Origin of the sequence: Mesobacillus subterraneus (genome assembly GCF_003937825.1) — a bacterium.
In the GTDB taxonomy this organism is placed as follows: domain Bacteria; phylum Bacillota; class Bacilli; order Bacillales; family Cytobacillaceae; genus Mesobacillus; species Mesobacillus subterraneus.
This window is the reverse complement of the sequence record NZ_RSFW01000019.1, coordinates 107377-124152: the sequence shown is the minus strand read 5'-3', so window position 1 is coordinate 124152 and position 16776 is coordinate 107377. Positions and strand designations below refer to the sequence as shown.

18 protein-coding genes are annotated in these 16776 nt (G+C 42.0%); 13 read left to right on the top strand and 5 right to left on the bottom strand.

From position 1 onward, the window contains the following. Position 1: 1 nt before the first annotated feature. Positions 2-1039, top strand: coding sequence for a glycosyltransferase family 2 protein (locus tag EJA10_RS16995; RefSeq protein WP_125481221.1), 1038 nt, complete (start codon positions 2-4; stop codon positions 1037-1039). Further along, positions 993-1478, top strand: a complete 486-nt coding sequence (locus tag EJA10_RS16990; RefSeq protein ID WP_125481220.1) for a GtrA family protein — start codon at positions 993-995, stop codon at positions 1476-1478. Before EJA10_RS16995 ends, EJA10_RS16990 begins: the two co-directional genes overlap by 47 nt. Positions 1479-1527: 49 nt before the next feature. Here EJA10_RS16990 and EJA10_RS16985 read toward each other — a convergent pair whose 3' ends face one another. Further along, the gene (locus tag EJA10_RS16985; RefSeq protein ID WP_125481219.1) at positions 1528-1683 is read right to left on the bottom strand and encodes a YpzG family protein; all 156 of its coding nucleotides are present in this window, start codon (positions 1681-1683) and stop codon (positions 1528-1530) included. 199 nt (positions 1684-1882) lie between these two features. Here EJA10_RS16985 and EJA10_RS16980 point away from each other — a divergent pair, with 199 nt between their 5' ends. The 3 genes from EJA10_RS16980 to EJA10_RS16970 all read left to right on the top strand — a co-directional run bounded on the left by EJA10_RS16980 (position 1883) and on the right by EJA10_RS16970 (position 4385). Then, positions 1883-2824, top strand: coding sequence for an ABC transporter ATP-binding protein (locus EJA10_RS16980; protein WP_125481218.1), 942 nt, complete (start codon positions 1883-1885; stop codon positions 2822-2824). Beyond that, complete coding sequence (locus EJA10_RS16975; RefSeq protein ID WP_125481217.1) at positions 2821-3765, top strand: ABC transporter permease; 945 nt, start codon at positions 2821-2823, stop codon at positions 3763-3765. The genes EJA10_RS16980 and EJA10_RS16975 overlap by 4 nt, the downstream gene beginning before the upstream one ends. A 62-nt stretch (positions 3766-3827) precedes the next feature. Further along, positions 3828-4385: a GNAT family N-acetyltransferase gene (locus tag EJA10_RS16970; RefSeq protein ID WP_125481216.1), complete on the top strand. Its 558-nt coding sequence runs from the start codon at positions 3828-3830 to the stop codon at positions 4383-4385. 380 nt (positions 4386-4765) lie between these two features. On the opposite strand, the gene EJA10_RS16965 is transcribed toward EJA10_RS16970, so the two are convergent. After that, entirely contained in the window at positions 4766-6883 is a 2118-nt protein-coding gene (locus EJA10_RS16965) for a transglycosylase domain-containing protein (protein ID WP_125481215.1), read from the bottom strand. A 226-nt stretch (positions 6884-7109) separates the two neighbouring features. Here EJA10_RS16965 and EJA10_RS16960 point away from each other — a divergent pair, with 226 nt between their 5' ends. The 3 genes from EJA10_RS16960 (at position 7110) to EJA10_RS16950 (ending at position 9977) form a co-directional block, all read left to right on the top strand. Next, the gene (locus tag EJA10_RS16960; protein ID WP_125481214.1) at positions 7110-7643 is read left to right on the top strand and encodes an RNA polymerase sigma factor; all 534 of its coding nucleotides are present in this window, start codon (positions 7110-7112) and stop codon (positions 7641-7643) included. Continuing rightward, positions 7630-9126, top strand: coding sequence for a hypothetical protein (locus EJA10_RS16955; protein ID WP_125481213.1), 1497 nt, complete (start codon positions 7630-7632; stop codon positions 9124-9126). The genes EJA10_RS16960 and EJA10_RS16955 overlap by 14 nt, the downstream gene beginning before the upstream one ends. A 128-nt stretch (positions 9127-9254) precedes the next feature. Beyond that, complete coding sequence (locus EJA10_RS16950; RefSeq protein WP_125481212.1) at positions 9255-9977, top strand: DUF421 domain-containing protein; 723 nt, start codon at positions 9255-9257, stop codon at positions 9975-9977. Between the two features lie 127 nt (positions 9978-10104). Here the strand turns inward: EJA10_RS16950 and EJA10_RS16945 are convergent, their stop codons facing one another. Beyond that, a complete protein-coding gene (locus EJA10_RS16945; RefSeq protein ID WP_125481211.1) occupies positions 10105-10932 on the bottom strand; it encodes a manganese catalase in 828 nt (275 codons plus the stop codon). Between the two features lie 411 nt (positions 10933-11343). On the opposite strand from EJA10_RS16945, the gene EJA10_RS16940 reads away from it, so the two are divergent. The 3 genes from EJA10_RS16940 to EJA10_RS16930 all read left to right on the top strand — a co-directional run bounded on the left by EJA10_RS16940 (position 11344) and on the right by EJA10_RS16930 (position 13714). Next, the gene (locus EJA10_RS16940; protein WP_125481210.1) at positions 11344-12282 is read left to right on the top strand and encodes a magnesium transporter CorA family protein; all 939 of its coding nucleotides are present in this window, start codon (positions 11344-11346) and stop codon (positions 12280-12282) included. Positions 12283-12396: 114 nt separating this feature from the next. Then, the gene (spoIIP, locus tag EJA10_RS16935; RefSeq protein WP_125481209.1) at positions 12397-13527 is read left to right on the top strand and encodes a stage II sporulation protein P; all 1131 of its coding nucleotides are present in this window, start codon (positions 12397-12399) and stop codon (positions 13525-13527) included. Continuing rightward, a complete protein-coding gene (locus tag EJA10_RS16930; RefSeq protein WP_125481208.1) occupies positions 13520-13714 on the top strand; it encodes a hypothetical protein in 195 nt (64 codons plus the stop codon). The genes spoIIP and EJA10_RS16930 overlap by 8 nt, the downstream gene beginning before the upstream one ends. Positions 13715-13793: 79 nt before the next feature. Here EJA10_RS16930 and corA read toward each other — a convergent pair whose 3' ends face one another. Then, complete coding sequence (gene corA / locus EJA10_RS16925) at positions 13794-14744, bottom strand: magnesium/cobalt transporter CorA (RefSeq protein WP_125481207.1); 951 nt, start codon at positions 14742-14744, stop codon at positions 13794-13796. 146 nt (positions 14745-14890) lie between these two features. Beyond that, the gene (locus tag EJA10_RS16920) at positions 14891-15403 is read right to left on the bottom strand and encodes a CBO0543 family protein (protein ID WP_125481206.1); all 513 of its coding nucleotides are present in this window, start codon (positions 15401-15403) and stop codon (positions 14891-14893) included. Positions 15404-15490: 87 nt separating this feature from the next. Between EJA10_RS16920 and EJA10_RS16915 the strand changes: the two genes are divergently transcribed. Together EJA10_RS16915 and EJA10_RS16910 are read left to right on the top strand one after the other, a co-directional pair. Beyond that, positions 15491-15874, top strand: a complete 384-nt coding sequence (locus EJA10_RS16915; RefSeq protein ID WP_125481205.1) for a VOC family protein — start codon at positions 15491-15493, stop codon at positions 15872-15874. Between the two features lie 90 nt (positions 15875-15964). Continuing rightward, entirely contained in the window at positions 15965-16696 is a 732-nt protein-coding gene (locus EJA10_RS16910; protein ID WP_125481204.1) for a ZIP family metal transporter, read from the top strand. The last annotated feature ends 80 nt before the right edge of the window (positions 16697-16776 follow it).

Below are 16776 nucleotides of genomic sequence, written 5' to 3'. Positions count from 1 at the left end.
GATGATTAAGCCAATATTGACAATTGTTGTACCATGCTACAATGAGGAAGAGGTGTTGGAGGATACGATTTCCCAGTTACATAATAAGCTGGAGGAAATGATTTCTGTTGATCTTGTATCGGATAAAAGCAAGCTCCTGTTCGTGGATGACGGGAGCAAAGACCGGACCTGGCAAATCATTTATAAGGAAAGCTTGGACAATCCAGTGGTAAAGGGATTGAAACTATCCAGGAATGTAGGGCACCAAAACGCTTTGCTTGCGGGGCTTTTCTCCTCTAAAGATGCCTCTGATTGTCTCGTCACCATTGATGCTGACCTTCAGGATGACATCAACGCGATCAGCCAGATGGTTAAAAAGTTCAGAGAAGGCTTCGAAGTGGTCTATGGTGTCAGGAGCAAACGTCATCACGATTCATTTTTTAAACGCTTTACCGCTGAAAGCTTTTACAAGCTAATGGACAAGCTTGGCGTGAAACTGGTTTTTAACCATGCTGATTTCCGGTTGATGAGCAGGAGGGCCGTTGAGGAATTGTCACAATTCGCGGAGAGCAATATGTTCCTTCGCGGTATTGTGCCTCTGATCGGCTTTAACGCGACTTCCGTTTTTTACGAAAGGAAAGAACGGCTTGCAGGAGAAACGAAGTACCCTTTAAAAAAGATGCTTGCCTTTGCTTTTGATGGGATTACTTCTTTTTCGGTTACGCCAATCCGTTTTGTGATGCTGATCGGATGCCTTTCATTTTTCTTCAGCCTCGGCTTTGGCGCCTACTTCTTGAGCCTTAAATTCTTCGGCAATACGGAACTTGGCTGGACTTCATTGATTACTTCAATTTGGCTGATTGGCGGACTCCAGTTGATTGCACTCGGGCTGGTAGGGGAGTATGTAGGGAAAATTTATAAGGAAACAAAAAGGCGACCAAAATACATTGTCGACATTGATCTATTCAATTTGCCAGTATCCCGCAAGCTTATGAATATGGAAGGGTATCATTATGAGTCACTTGGCGCTGAAACTCGGAAGCTATCTGAGAACAACTAGCCACTACGCCCGTAAAATTGGCACCGGGTTGGATCATCCTTTTATTCGTTTCTTGCTGGTAGGCATGCTTAATACACTGATTGGTATGGGAATGATGCTTCTCCTCAGCAACGGTCTTCATTGGCCATACAGTTTCGCCACGTTCACCGGCAATATGATAGGGGCAATATTCAGCTTTCTATTGAACCGATCCTTCACCTTTAGGAGCGGGATATCGGCAAGGAAAGGAATACCGAGGTTTGCAATGGTTATCATCCTGTCTTATTCAGTGTCATTTTCACTAAGCTGGCTGCTTTCAGGCCTGCTGGGTGAATGGCCCTTTGTCCAGAGCTTTATTTCGAAGGACAACCTTGCGATTTTGTTGGGGACTGGCATCTATACGACCGTCAATTTTTGGGGACAAAAAAACTTTGTGTTTAATAAAATGAAGCACAAATAGAGAAAGGAAAAGGCGCCATAGAGCCTTTTCCTTTTCTGGTTCCAAAAAATCAAAACATGCGGTGCGCTTTAGCATTACTTCTGGCAATCAAGGTGTTCTTCGTGACTTGAGTCTGGCCATTCACCTGATGGTTCGTATGCTTGCGCCTTGTCCAAGTGTGGTGGAAAAGTTCTGAGTGGGGATCCAAATGATCTTTGTAACTCATACAATCACCTCATGAATGGATTTTTGAAACACTGATATTCGCGTAGAATATCTCTTATATCGTTTGTAGTAAGTTGGATGACTATACTCAATGAAAAGTCACGAGACAATCTTTTTTTGCTTTTTTTGTAACTTTTTACAATTTTCATCGTATTAACCATTGAGGAACCACAGAGAACATATAGAAATGGGGAGATTCTATGTCACAATTTGCCCTCGAGGTAAAGTCATTGACAAAGAAGATCGGCAGGAAGACGATTGTTGATGATGTTAGCTTCGAAGTCGAACGAGGAGAGATTTTCGGCCTGCTTGGGCCAAATGGGGCAGGGAAAACAACGATCATCAGGATGATTGTCAGCTTAATAAATCGTACGGACGGAAACGTATTGGTTAATGGGCATGACCTGGATGACTCTTTTACAGAGGCAATGAATGAATTAGGCGCCATTGTCGAAAATCCCGAGTTTTACAAATACCTGAGCGGTTATAAAAACCTTCGCCACTATGCAAGAATGGCACTTAGTGATATCACAGAGGATCGGCTTAATGAAGTCACCAAACTAGTCGGCCTTGAAGAGGCAATCCATGATAAAGTCCGTACATATTCACTGGGAATGCGCCAGCGTTTGGGAGTTGCACAGGCTATCCTGCATAAGCCGTCCATACTGATTCTGGATGAACCAACGAACGGTCTTGATCCACAAGGGATCCGGGAATTCCGTGATTACTTGCGTCTGTTGGCCAGCCAGGGCACATCCGTACTTGTGTCGTCACACTTGCTTTCCGAAATGCAGCTTATGTGTGATCGATTTGCGATCATCGAGCAAGGGAAATTGATCCATATTTCGAACATGCATGAAAATGAATCCTCGGAAGCTAAAGTGCTCAGGACCATCGAGGTGGAGGTTTCGAATTCAGAGCTCGCTGTAAAGCTCCTGGGTGAACAGATGCCAGAAGTAAAAATGGCTTCAACAGAAGGAGCAAGAATATCCTTATCGATTGAAAAAGAACAGATCCCAGTGGTGAACAAACTTTTTGTCGAAAATGGAATTGATGTATATGAGATTTTGAATGTGAAAGCAACACTTGAAGACCGGTTCCTTGAAATCACCAATAAAGATAAAAAGGAGCAGATGGTATGATTGCGTTAATACAAAATGAATTGATGAAAATTTTCGGCAAAATGGCCAGCTGGATCTATATGGTCATCATCGTTTTGGCCGTTTTGGTTGCCGGAATCATCTATATGAAGTTCAGTGCCGATCCCAACCCTAACTGGCGGCAGGATACACAGGCAGAAATCACTATGCTCGAAAACCAGATGGCCTCTGCTTCCGAGGAAGAAAAGCTTATGCTGCAGGAGCAAATCGATCAGACCCAGGAAATGTTAGACAAGAATATCAATCCAACCGTCAAGACGAATTGGCATTTCATGAATGATGTTGTCATTGGCGTCAGCTCGCTTGTCACATTATTTGTTGTTGTGGTCGGCAGCGCCAATGTTGCAGCCGAGTTCTCCGATGGAACAATCAAGCAGCTTCTGATCCGCCCTCATAGGCGATGGAGCATCCTGTTGTCGAAGTATATTGCCGTTATCATTTACGGCTTACTGCTGGTCCTGACACTAATCGTATCCGGGTACCTAATAGGGTTAGTGCTTTTTGGCAGCGGCGATTTCAACATGAAAATTTTCGAAGTCACTTTGGAGGGGAGAAAGGAAGCGGTTGTAGGAACTCAATTCTTCTTGAAAATGCTCTACTACATCCCTAGCTTGCTGATGATTATGACCATCGCCTTCATGCTTTCAACGTTGTTTAAAAGTCAGGCTCTGGCTGTCGGGGTAGGAATTTTTGTCCTATTCTTCTCATCAACACTTGGTGGAATCATTCTGATGCTGGCTGACAAGTATACGTGGGCAAAGTTCTTGATTTTCCCGCATTTGGATTTAACTGTTTATGCCCTTCAAGAAAGGATTCTCGAGGATATCACCTTCCCAGTATCCATTTCCATATTGGCGGTCTATTACGCCATTTTCATGATGGTTACATTTTTCTTTTTTCAAAAAAGGGATATCAGCATTTAAGAAGAATACATAAAGAGCGGTTTTCGCCGCTCTTTATTTTTTTCGGAAGAAAGGTGAGAAACATGAACCCGTTATTATTGGAATTCCCAACTGAATTTGAAACGGAAAGGCTTTTGATCCGCATGCCGATGCCGGGTGACGGGGCAGTGACCTGTGAATCAATCAACGCCTCACTAAAAGAACTGAAGCCATGGATGCCATTTGCTCAAAATGAACAAACCTTAGAGGACACCGAAGTCGTCATTCGGCAGGGGTACATAAACTTTCGCGAGCGAAAAGACCTTCGTTTGTTAGTGTTCAAAAAGGACACCGGTGAGTTCGTCGCTTCATCAGGATTGCACCGGATCAATTGGGACGTACCGAAATTCGAGATCGGTTACTGGATAGATTCCCGATACAGCGGACAAGGATATATGACTGAAGCCGTACAGGGAATCACCGATTTCGCCATAAAAGAATTAAAAGCAAAAAGGGTCGAAATCCGCTGTGACGCCCTGAATACCAAAAGCCGGGCCATTCCAGAAAGATTGGGATTCACACTCGATGGAATTTTAAAAAATGACGCCCTCTCAGTGGAAGGCGAATTACGGGATACATGCATTTATTCTAAAGTCTTTTGATAATACAGCCTGGACGTAATGGAGGTCACCGATCTAGTGGATTGGTGACCTGTTTTTATGAAAGTGCGGAAATTTAGGGCTCCAAAAGACTTCATTGGTGACCTGTTTTGCGGAAAAATGGGAACCTAGGGCGCCAATAGACTTCATTGGTGTGGAGAAGCGAAATTCTTATTGCTAATAAGCTGCATTGCTGACCTCTTCTGGGTAAAAGCGGAAATATTTGCACCTATTCCCCTTATTAGCTTCAACATTTGTTAATATACGGAAATTCCAGGACCCGATATGTCATATAAGATTTAATAATTGTTAGATAGTGGAAAAAATGAGCACCAAAAACCATATCAACAAAAAGAGCAGCCATTACAGCTGCTCTCAAAAACCTATTGACCCTGCCAGTCGCGTAATTTGTCTTTTACTTTATCTCCGACCTTGGAGGCGTCTTCTTGCATTTTTTCCATGACTTTCTTCCATTTTGGCGCTTCTTCTTTAAGCTTTTCTTCCACTTTTCCTGCGCGTTCTTTCAATTCCTTCTCGAGCTCGTTTGCTCTTTCTCTGATTGCTTTTTCTGTTTCTTCATAATCGATTCCTTTTCCAGCCATGCGGTCATTGACCGATTGTACCCGGAATTCTTCCTGTTCGATATGCGGAAGTGTTTCTTCCATGATCGCCCTGAAGAGGGGAACGACATCTCTTGAACTGCTGCTTGATAAATAGTGTTCGCGGGTAGTTTTATCATATCCAAGCCAAACTGCTCCAACGATATTCGGTGTGTAGCCGACGAACCACTGGTCTTTCGTCCCATTGATATCTGCATATGGCAGCTGGGTTGAACCGGTTTTACCGGCAATTTTGACACCTTCAAGGTTTGTTCCCTGGCCAGTGCCGGTTTCCACGACATTCAGCAGCATGGAGGTCATTTCATTTGCGACTGCTTTTGACGTCACTCGTGTGGTCGAACCCTCATGTTCAGAGATGACTTTTCCGGTCGGCCCGACGATTTTCGTAATCAAATGGGCATCATGGCGCTTGCCTCCGTTAGGGAATGTAGAATAGGCTTCCGCCATCCTTAATGGTGATACACCATTATACATTCCGCCCAGGGCAAGGGACAAATTGCGGTCTTTTTCTTCCACTTTGATGCCAAATCTCTGGACCGCATCCACCCCTTTATTTAGACCAATTTCATTTAGCAGCCATACAGCTGGAATATTTATTGATTTTTCAACAGCCTCATACATCGGAACTTCTCCCTGATAGGTATCAGAAAAGTTCTTCGGGCTGTAATTTTTAAAGGACATCTTCTTATCGACAAGCATCGAATCATATTTATATCCTTCTTCAAGGGCAGGGGTGTAAACAGCCAGTGGTTTCATCGTCGATCCCGGCTGGGCCCTCAGATGGGTTGCCCGGTTGAATCCCCTGAACACTTTGTCTCCACGGCCTCCGATGAGAGCCCGGACGCCACCGTTACCAGGATCGAGGAGGACTGATCCGCTCTGGACCATAACATCACGGCTTCGGTCAGGGAACAGCCGATTCTGCTCATAGACTTTCTCCAGACCAGACTGGATGTTCTGTTCCAGTTCAGTGTAGATCCGGTATCCTCTTGTCATGATTTCATCCTGTGTGAGTCCATATTTGCTTGTTGCTTCATCAAGAACCGCATCAACATAAGAAGGATATTTTCTGTCGGCGAGAGAACCGCCGCCATCCTTTAATTTGATGTCTTCTGTTTTAGCTTTTTCAAATTCAGCATCAGAAATCATGCCAAGTTCATTCATTTTAGCCAGTACGACATTTCTTCGCTTGATGGCTCCTTCATAGTTATTATACGGATCCAGGGCAGAAGGGGCTTTTAGCAGGCCTGCCAGAAGTGCGGCTTCGCTGATGGTGATATCCTGAGCATCCTTGGCGAAGTATTTTTTGCTGGCGTTGTTGATGCCAAACGCTCCGCTTCCGAAATAGACCTGATTAAGATACATTTCGATGATTTCGTCTTTCTCATAAACCTTTTCGAGCTCAACTGCTAAAAATAATTCTTCTACCTTCCGTTTGTATGTCCGCTCGGAGGACAGAAGGGCGTTTTTCGTCAGCTGCTGGGTAAGTGTGCTTCCGCCGCCTGTAATGCCCCCGGCAACAAGGTTTCCGAAAAAGGCACGAGCAATCCCTTTTATATCAAAACCATTATGCTCATAAAATCGTTCATCTTCAATCGCAATGACAGCATTCGGCACATGATCAGGCAGCGTATCGAATGAAATTCCGCCAGTACGGTTCGTCGCAAGCTTGCTCGCTTCTTCGCCGTTCATGTCGTAAATCGTCGTTGCCTGGTTCAATCCATCTTTCAGTGTCTGGACATTAGCCCTGCTGGCGATAAATGCGAACCAGAGAATCGACACTAGTATGAAAACCAATAAGATCAATAACAAAATTTGTGTGAGGTGACGCCGTTTCCAGAATCGGACCACAGCATCCCAAAATCGTTGCAGCAATTGCATATTATTTCTCCTTTTAAAAATGAAGCTTTTTAGTATAGAGACTGGCTGGTAAAATTAGGTTAGAAACCTAATGTACCTTCCATTATAAATCATTTCTAGAGATTGAGAAAAGCGGGAGCCCATTTTACGGCTATATCCTTACTATTTGCTTTTTTGCGAAAAATTTTTAAAAAGATGAAACAAAAATCGTCGTCACGCGACTTATTAGTGAATGGGGGAGTGATAAGTGGATGACCAACAGCTTGATATAAATGACATTTACGAGAAATATTATCGCGATGTCTATCATTTCGCGCTTTATTTTACAAATAACAAACAGGAAGCAGAAGACATCACACAGGAAACTTTCGTTAAGATTATCAAATCCATCGGGAACCTGAAAAGTACGGATAAGCTGAAAACCTGGATTTTGTCGATCACAAAAAATACGGCCATGGATTTGCATCGAAAAAAGAAATTTATCCGGTTGTTCCCTGATTGGGGTTGGGAGAAGGAAAAGGATTCTTTTACACCGGAAGACAGACTCATACAAAAAGGGGAATGGACAGAGCTGCAGAGTGCCTTATTATCTCTAAAACAGCAATATAGGACTGTTGTGATCCTGCGAGGACTAAAGGAATTGAGCATCAAAGAAACAGCAGAAGTACTCGGCTGCAGCGAAACAAAAGTCCGTGTAGACTATCATCGAGCGCTCCAGCTTTTGAAGAAGCAGGTTCTATCAAATGAAGAAGGGTGGGGACTACATAATGGACAATCGTAAGCACGAATCTTTTGACCAGCGATTCCTTGCGCCTTTAAAAAACAGGCCGGGTTTAGAACCCGATGAAATTTTTGTTGAAAAACTAAGGAGTGAATTGACGAACGGAAGTAAAACCAGCATACCCCTAAGACAAAAATGGCACTGGCCAATATTAGTGCCAATGGCAATGGCAGTGTTATTATTTTCTGTATTGTCTGCTTCATTCCTAGGTTCTGACACGTCAAAAGAAAGCAGTGAAAATGTCAAAATGGCGGATGAAGAAGATAAGGACAAAAGCGATAAAAAGAGTGAAGGAAGAGATATTTACAATCTTATTGCCAGCAATGAAGGCTTTAAAAGAGTATATCAGACGGTGACAAAATCAACAGGATCCCCCACAGCAGGTAGGGAGCTTGTGTTCTACTTTGATGCCCTGCAGAAGAAGGATGAAAAATATATCCAGGATGTCCTGGTTTTCGAGTATTTTGAAAACAATGTAAAGGAAGTATTGGATTACTATCATTCAGCCGATTTTTCCACCCTGGAGATTGAATCTGTAGAGTCTTCTCAGCACGGCCGCTCACTCGTTACGTTTAATTTTCTTGATAATCGAAAGAAAGATTTGATTAGGAAACGTCTGCTTGTGGATTTATCGGATGGAAAGCATATTAAAGTCCTTGATTACATTGACCCTGCAGAGATCAATTTTGAAAAAGAGGCAAAGGTAAAAGTAAAAGCGGAATACTTAGATAATAATTTCAGGTTAGGCATGACTGAAAAAGAGGCAATTCAGATATTTGGAAGCTCTTACGAGGAATACACAGATTCAGATGCGGAAGATGGAACTGTAAAGTATTGGCTGTACCAGCTTGAAGCTGATGAAAATACAACCAGCAAAGTTCCAAACAAGAGTATGGTTGATTTTGAAAATCTCCATAATCAAAAAATTGGGATACAGTTCTGGATTGGCTGGTCAACGGACGAAAAAGTGATGAATATGTCAATGTTTTATAGTTTAAAAGGTAAGATCCATTCAAAAATACTCAAGTCTGATGGAACCATACTGGAGGACCAGCAATTGACAGGGGAAATTATTCTGGATACTACTCCTTTCAAGCTGGATGAAGAGGAGACCATTGCATATGAACGTTTCAGGAAAGACCCATCCGCTAAGCACTTAAAGAATATCGCACCATTAAGCATAGCCAGGTTTTATATACAAGCGCAGCTGGATCGTGACTATCATGCGCAATATGCTTTATATACAACTCAGCCTGAACGTGTGATGTGGTCCAAGGAAAAGCATTTGGAGGAAGCTTTAAAATATGAGGAATCAAAAGAAGATATTTTGAGGGTTTTCGAGGGTTTTAATGAAGGCGAATTTGTTCAAATCAATGATACAGATGGATATGTCCAATTTCAAAATAAAAATGGTTTGCAGGGATTCAGCATGACGAAGGATCCCGATGGAGTTTGGAAGGTCAATTTCATGCCAATGCAATAAAGGAAGGCACCTTTAAAGGTGCCTTTTTAATATCCATAATATTATTATGTAAACAAAAGGAAGCACTACATAATAAACACTACTTTTACTAAAAATAAGCAAGAACCTTAGTTACCTGGAGTGATTCAATGAAGTTATTAGAAGAAATGCTTATCCTTTTAGGACGTGTAGTCACGATTTTGCCATTAATGCTTTTCGCAGCTTTGTTTATGGGACGCAGGTCGGTTGGCGAATTGCCTGTTTTCGATTTTTTAATCCTTCTGGCATTCGGGGCAGTGGTCGGGGCGGACATCGCTGACCCTAATATTCCCCATATTCATACGGCAGTTGCCATCATCCTGATTGCCTTGCTGCAGAAGATCGTCGCCTATCTTAAAATCAAAAGCAGGAAAATTGGACGTTTGCTAACCTTTGAGCCTATTACAGTCATCAATGATGGACAATTTATTGTGAAAAACCTTAAAAAGACTCAATATTCAATAGATAATATTCTTTTGATGTTGCGGGAGAAAGACATATTCGATATCCGCGGGGTCAGGATGGGTATATTGGAGGCAAACGGGAACCTGACTGTATTGAAGAAAGCTGCGAAAGCTCCGGTCACGCTTGAAGATATGAAGCTTTCAAAAGCGACGGAGGATTTTGCCATGCCGCTGATCATTGATGGAAAGCTCTATCACCAAGTGCTTGCCCAGTTGAATTTGAATGAAGGTTGGCTGAACGCTAAATTAGCGGAATTATCCATTCAGGATATGAAAGAAGTATTTTTTGCTTCCATCACGGAGGATAAAGTCCTTCACATATCATTGAAAAAACATGTTCCAGATAGTATCCCGCCAATATACCACTAAGAAATCTGGCAATTTCACAGCTCAGTATTTTGTTATTCTTTGTGCATTTTGCAAGACCAAGGCAAGCTGGCAAAAAAAATGAAATTGAAAAAGGGCCGGTCAACGACCAGCCACTTTTATAAGAGGATTATTTCCAATCTGAAGGGGGAGTATTGTGCAATTTAGGTGGTGCAGGACGAAGCATCGGCTTTGCGCCTTCGGGTTCTGGTTTGCTAACATACTTATATTCTCCCTGGCCATCTAATGCAGGGCCATTAGCCCAGCGCCCCTGGCTGCTTTCTTCACCCTCTGAGAAATTATATAAAGTATAGGCTATATCGGTGCGCTCTTTTTCACGCTGGAAAGTACTTGGAACAAGCAGTCCTTCTTTTTCCTCCAGTTCGGCGATGGCCGCTGCCCATTGATTTTGGTGATAGGCATCACGAGCGATGACAACAGACAGCAAATCCTTCACTCCACGGTCATCTGTCATTTCAAAAATACGTGAAGCCTGTAGACGACCTTGCGATTCTGCATTCAGATTTGCACGGAAATCGGCAAGCAGGTTTCCACTCGCGATAATATACGAACCCATCCACGGATTGCCGACACTGTCAGACGGACGCGCACCCAGCCCGGCCACAATGGCATGCTGTGGGTTCATGCCGCCCATGACGGCACCAATTACAGGATCTTTAGCCGCGTCCTCCTGCATATTAACCGGGGCATCGTCAAGAAGCCTTGCAACCAGTGTTGCCAGCATTTCCACATGGCCTATTTCCTCTGTTCCAATATCCAAAAGAAGATCACGATATTTTTCATTCCCTCTAGTAGCCCATCCCTGAAAAAGGTATTGCATTGAAACCGTCATTTCTCCATATTGCCCGCCAATCAATTCCTGAATTTTCTTGGCCAGCAATGGATCAGGCCTGTCCGGCTTAGCCTCAAATTGCAACTCTTTAACATGATAAAACATAGTATCTCCTCCTATTTCTATCAGACTGTGAATGGCGTTTCACGATATTTATTTGCCCATGGCTATTAATTAGGAAACCGAAAAAAGCTTAATGGAAAATGTTGCATATTATACAATGTAAAATAAGATTTTTAGTTAATCTGCATTTTCGTTTCCACCAATTTTATATCTGTGAGATCTTCTGTTATTACTTTCAAAAATCCCATTGTACTTTTATCCAGTCAGGAGTAAGATGTAAGAGGTGAAAAACAGAGAGGAGTTGGTATTTTTGGGTTATTCAATAGAACCTGATCCCGATAGTCGCGGGGAAGTCGATAATCTATTAGATTTGATACAATTGAAAACTGCAAGACTATCAACTCTGAAAAAAGGTAGTTGGCTTCCTCAATAAATCATGAGGAGGTTATTTAAATGCTGGAGATTTTTAAAAGCGATATTGATCGAAAAATAACAAGCGTTGATGAAATTTCAAAAGGCTGCTGGATCAATATGGTCCATCCATCCGAAGAAGAGATCATGAGAGTCGCGGATGAAACGGGAGTTGCCGTCGATTTCATCAAAGACGCCCTTGATGATGAGGAACGTCCGAGGATTGAAAAAGAAGACGGAGTTGTTTATATCATCGTGGACTATCCGTATATAACACATGATGAATCCGGTTTTCCTATTTACGAAACGATTCCAGTAGGGATCATCCAGACTGCAAACTGTATCATTACGGTTTCACTGAAGGAGACACCTGTACTGGATGAATTCAAAACGAACAGGGTCAAGGAATTTTACACATTCAAGAAAACGAGGTTCGCACTGCAAATTCTTTATGTGATCTCGATTTATTATTTGCGTTACCTGAAACAAATCAACAAAAAGACAAATGAAATTGAACGTGAGCTTCACCAATCCATGAAAAACAAAGAATTGTACGCATTTCTTGCACTGGAGAAAAGCCTGGTTTACTTCACGACATCATTAAAATCGAATAAAGTCGTCCTCGCTAAGATCATGCGCTTTAATTATTTGAAGATGTATGAGGAAGACAAAGATTTACTGGAAGATGTCATCATTGAAAATACCCAGGCAATTGAAATGGCTGAAACGTACAGCTCGATTTTAAGCGGGATGATGGATGCCTTCGCCTCGATCATTTCCAACAACCTGAATATGGTGATGAAATTCCTTACCTCCATCACAATTATTCTATCTTTCCCAACCATGGTGGCAAGCTTTTACGGAATGAACGTAGATTTGCCATTCCAGCACAACCCATTTGCGTTCATGCTGGCAATCAGTATAGCTGTTGTACTTGCAGGATTAACAGCGTTCATCTTTTGGAAAAAGAAATATTTTTAGCTTGCATCCGCGCCTGGACTTGGTCCCAGGCGTTTTTTATTCTAAAAAGCTTCAAACTTACATATTTATTAACCTAAGAGGCTGTCCACTTGAACGAAATAAAAGGGTGATTCAATGAATGGAATCTTAATCAATATCTATAAAAAAATCATGGCTTTCTTGATGATATTAGTGGTGACGACCAGTATGTTCCTGCTTGCGGGATTCATTTCATCTTCGAACATCAGTTTTTTTAAATTCAAGGTAAACGGGGATATTGGGGCTGAAACGTTCCTGAGAATCATCAGTTATGAAAACCCATTGATTGGACATGCATTGACTGGCTCGAGTCCAGACCTGTCGATTGCTTCTACATCGTTTAAATTAATCACGAACTTTGAAATGAATGATATCAGGAGCCTCATACGGAGCGAAATACCCGGCTTCATGGCTTTTGATTCGAATTTCCTGATTGCTGATGAAGGTGTTACCTTTACAGACATTCCAATTGAATCAGCTCCGCCGATGGAAGTCCTCCTGCAGGAAAGGGAAATGGCGGCCAAGGAATTGGAGGAGCTGAACAGCGGCGGTTCTGCAACTGGCAGTGCACCTTCGGAGAAGTCAGTTTTCATCTATCATACACATAGCTGGGAATCGTATTTGCCATTGCTTGGTCTAGAAGGAGCAAAAAATGCCAATGAAGCAGTGGATGGCAAAACAAATATCACTATAGTAGGGGAATTGCTTGGCAAAGAACTCGAAAAACGCGGGATTGGGGCAAGTGTTGATAAGACAAACATCGGCCAGGAGCTGGACAAGAAAGGCTGGTTATATCATAAGTCTTACGATATTTCTCGCTCATTGGTACAAAGTGCAATGTCTGGAAACTCGAAACTTGAGTATTTCATCGATTTACACCGTGATTCAGTCAGAAAGGACTCGACGACCGAGATTATCCACAATCAGCCATATGCTAAGCTGGTGTTTGTCATAGGAGAGGAAAATAAGAATTTCCAGCAAAACTTAAAATTTGCAAATGAACTTCATAAAATCCTCAACAAAAATTATCCCGGGATCAGCAAAGGTGTGCTGCCGAAAAAGGGGATAGGAGTGGATGGCATTTACAATCAGGACTTACATTCCAACTCGCTCGTAGTCGAGGTTGGGGGAGTGGACAATGATATGAAGGAACTGAAAAATACGATAGAGGCACTGGCAGAGGCAATCAGCCAGATCTATTGGGAGGCGGAGGAGGTCAATGGCTGAGAAAGGCGAAAAGTATTTTTGGCTGCTTTGGACCGTTACCACCTCTCTTACAGCCTTCCATTATGTCTCACTGGCAGTAACTTTCGCATTGTTCCTCGCGGGACTGATCGTCAGCAGCAAGTGCCTGATGGAAGAGTTTTTACAAAACCATGAAGAAAAAGATAGCAAACAGGAAAGGAACCATTGAGCTTGCCTCAATGGTTCCTTTCCTGTTTGCTGTGCAGCTTTTTAACCGTTGACAATCTTTAAAAACCCCAAAACACATTTCATTTAAACCAGCCTTTTTTCCAGAAATAGAGGAACATGGACATGCCGATCAGGAACATGGTGAATAGCGTACCAAAATAACCATAGCCCCAGGTGAGTTCTGGCATGTTCTCGAAATTCATTCCATAGATACCAGCTATAAAAGTTAGCGGCATGAAGATCGTCGTGATGACAGTAAGGACTTTCATGACTCTGTTCGTCTCATGAGAATTCATTGACAAATAACTGTCACGGATGTCTGTCGTCAATTCGCGGCTAGCCTCGACCTTTTCAGCTAACCTTAATAAATGGTCATGGATGTCAGCGAAATATTCCTTTTGAGCGAGGATTTCGGCCAACCTGTGAGAATTGATAATCCGATAGGCTAAATCCCTCATGGGTGTAATCGTATGCCTTAAGGAAAGGAGTTCATGCCTCGTATCAAATAAGTCCTCAAGCAATTCTTCCATTGATCGATCAGCCGAATTTTCATCAATGTCATTCAATACATCTTCAATCCTGTAGACGTGAGGGAAATAGTTGTCAACGATCTTATCCAATACATGATAGAGTACAATGGAGGGATTCCATTCTGAAGGTGTTTTCGCCAGTTCTAACCTCTTCCATACATCCTCGACTTCCCGGTTGCTGACGCTGTGAAACGTAACAATGTAATTTGGCCCTAAAAACAGGTCCACTTCTTCCTTCATCATCGTCTCGGCATTCAATGCCTGGAAAACAAAGAAATGATAATCATCATAATAATCAAGTTTGGGTCTTTGCAGTGTGTGAATACAATCTTCTATCGATAAGGGGTGAAACCTCAAAGGGTTTCTCAAAAGTGCGATTTCCTCATCTGTTGCTTCATTGAAGTCGATCCAGTACCAGTGATCCTTGCTCGATACTAATGTTTCAATACTTAAGCCGGTTTGAATATGACCGGAAGTGCCGACAGAAATGGTTCGTATCATAGAATCACCCGAATAGTTTTTTTGTATTGCAGTCCCTTATGACATGCGAATCTACAATCGCGTCGTTTAAAGAGTCTTCCATTATTATAGTAGGAAGCGTAAAGGAGATGCAAAACAGAAGCATAACTGATTTATCTGGAACGATTTTATTTGAGATCGCCAAAAGAGGGATGGTGAAAATACAAAAGGAGGAGCACAATCGGAATAGACAGCAAAATGGCTATTAAGGGTTTTTTTAAATGGATGCCCAGGATCGTAAACATAATGGCATTGAAGATACCCGAATTATGAATCTCCCACCCATTTGCATGAATAAAGAGTCCTTTCTTATTGAAAAGGAATTCCACAATTGTAAATAAAGACACCCACGCAATAATATAGGCAAATTTCCATTTCAGTTCTTTCGGTGTATAACGGAGATAGATCATTAATAAGGTAGGGATGATGATAAAACTGAACGTAATATCCATCAGGGTATGATTAAGCCAGGGCGTACTTGGATTGAAAGCCCATAAAGTATGATTATAGAAAATGAAATTGTACAGCATATTACAGATGATATAAAATTGGATGGTTGGGTAGTAATTCAGCCAATTTTTCCAATCGACAAAAAAATATGCGAGTAGTAAAGAAGCTGCAATTGTAATTATATAGTACATATCAGAACTTCCTTTTGCATTTTACGTTATTGTTTCCAGTTGGAGGGCAGTCAATACAAAATTTTGGAAAGCCAGGAGGGCGAAGGCATGCTGCATCATATTGAAGTAAATGTATCGAATTTAGATAAAACCATTGAATTTTGGGGCTGGTTTTTAAAAGAGCTGAACTACAGCGTCTATCAAAAATGGGATAAAGGCATCAGCTGGAAATCAGGCGCAACATACATAGTGTTCGTTCAAACAGAAGAACGGTTTATCGATTCAGTCTATCATCGATCGCAAACTGGCCTGAATCACCTCGCTTTTCATGCTTTTTCCCGTGAACAAGTGGATGAGATGACGAAAAAATTTATGGAAAGAGGAGTTCCTATCCTTTATCCAGACAGGCATCCTTATGCAGGGGGCCCCGGGTATTATGCCTTGTTTTGTGAAGACCCTGACCGCATTAAAGTGGAGCTGGTTGCCCCATAGACATTCTAAAATAATTTTTTCCATGTGTATTTCTCCGGTAGAGAGGGAAAAGTATTTTACTTTTGTAAAATAGGAGGCACAGGGAAAGTTATGGCAGAAGCATTTTTAGGAATCGTGATCTCAGCGATGGCAACAGGAATTGGAGCACTTCCGATTTTATTTTTTAATAATGTTTCATCAAGAATCAAGGCATTGCTTCTTGGTTTTGCCTCCGGAATCATGATGGCGGCGACTACATTCAGTCTGATACCCGAATCTCTTAAAGCTTCGAATCTATGGGTTCTATCCTTTGGGATGTTACTCGGTACTTTTATCTTGAATTATATAAACTCTAAGACTGAAAAACTGGATAAGAATGATTTTAAATTTTTGTCAGGAGTGGACGCGAAAACAGTGGTCATTGTAACGGCAATCACTCTTCATAACCTGCCAGAAGGCCTTTCGGTAGGTGTCAGCTATGGTACAGGGGCCGATAATCTTGGAGCGATCATCGCATTTGCTATTGGACTGCAAAATGCACCTGAAGGTTTCCTCGTAGGTCTGTACTTGATGCAGCAAAACATCCCTAAAGTAAAAGCGCTGTTGATTGCCACCTTCACTGGAGCAGTGGAAATTGTCACAGCAGCAATCGGTTATTTTCTTGCATCGGAAGTAGATGGACTTGTCCCATATGGATTAAGCTTTGCCGCTGGTGCCATGCTTTTCGTCATTTACAAGGAATTGATACCAGAATCCCAGGAAGACCGGCATGTCAAATTCCCGACTTATTCATTTATTTTAGGATTGATTTCTATGCTATATCTTACTCTCCATTTTGGATAAAATGAAAAAGCCTTTTTACAAGGCTTTTTTATTTTTCATCTTAATAGTTCTTCCATTAAGTGGTATAATCTCTTCAAAGT

Coding starts and splice junctions, on each gene's coding strand:
- EJA10_RS16995 (WP_125481221.1), top strand. CDS start 2: ATGATTAAGCCAATATTGACAATTGTTGTACCATGCTACAATGAGGAA.
- EJA10_RS16990 (WP_125481220.1), top strand. CDS start 993: ATGAGTCACTTGGCGCTGAAACTCGGAAGCTATCTGAGAACAACTAGC.
- EJA10_RS16985 (WP_125481219.1), bottom strand. CDS start 1,683: ATGAGTTACAAAGATCATTTGGATCCCCACTCAGAACTTTTCCACCAC.
- EJA10_RS16980 (WP_125481218.1), top strand. CDS start 1,883: ATGTCACAATTTGCCCTCGAGGTAAAGTCATTGACAAAGAAGATCGGC.
- EJA10_RS16975 (WP_125481217.1), top strand. CDS start 2,821: ATGATTGCGTTAATACAAAATGAATTGATGAAAATTTTCGGCAAAATG.
- EJA10_RS16970 (WP_125481216.1), top strand. CDS start 3,828: ATGAACCCGTTATTATTGGAATTCCCAACTGAATTTGAAACGGAAAGG.
- EJA10_RS16965 (WP_125481215.1), bottom strand. CDS start 6,883: ATGCAATTGCTGCAACGATTTTGGGATGCTGTGGTCCGATTCTGGAAA.
- EJA10_RS16955 (WP_125481213.1), top strand. CDS start 7,630: ATGGACAATCGTAAGCACGAATCTTTTGACCAGCGATTCCTTGCGCCT.
- EJA10_RS16950 (WP_125481212.1), top strand. CDS start 9,255: ATGAAGTTATTAGAAGAAATGCTTATCCTTTTAGGACGTGTAGTCACG.
- EJA10_RS16945 (WP_125481211.1), bottom strand. CDS start 10,932: ATGTTTTATCATGTTAAAGAGTTGCAATTTGAGGCTAAGCCGGACAGG.
- EJA10_RS16940 (WP_125481210.1), top strand. CDS start 11,344: ATGCTGGAGATTTTTAAAAGCGATATTGATCGAAAAATAACAAGCGTT.
- spoIIP (WP_125481209.1), top strand. CDS start 12,397: ATGAATGGAATCTTAATCAATATCTATAAAAAAATCATGGCTTTCTTG.
- EJA10_RS16930 (WP_125481208.1), top strand. CDS start 13,520: ATGGCTGAGAAAGGCGAAAAGTATTTTTGGCTGCTTTGGACCGTTACC.
- corA (WP_125481207.1), bottom strand. CDS start 14,744: ATGATACGAACCATTTCTGTCGGCACTTCCGGTCATATTCAAACCGGC.
- EJA10_RS16920 (WP_125481206.1), bottom strand. CDS start 15,403: ATGTACTATATAATTACAATTGCAGCTTCTTTACTACTCGCATATTTT.
- EJA10_RS16915 (WP_125481205.1), top strand. CDS start 15,491: ATGCTGCATCATATTGAAGTAAATGTATCGAATTTAGATAAAACCATT.
- EJA10_RS16910 (WP_125481204.1), top strand. CDS start 15,965: ATGGCAGAAGCATTTTTAGGAATCGTGATCTCAGCGATGGCAACAGGA.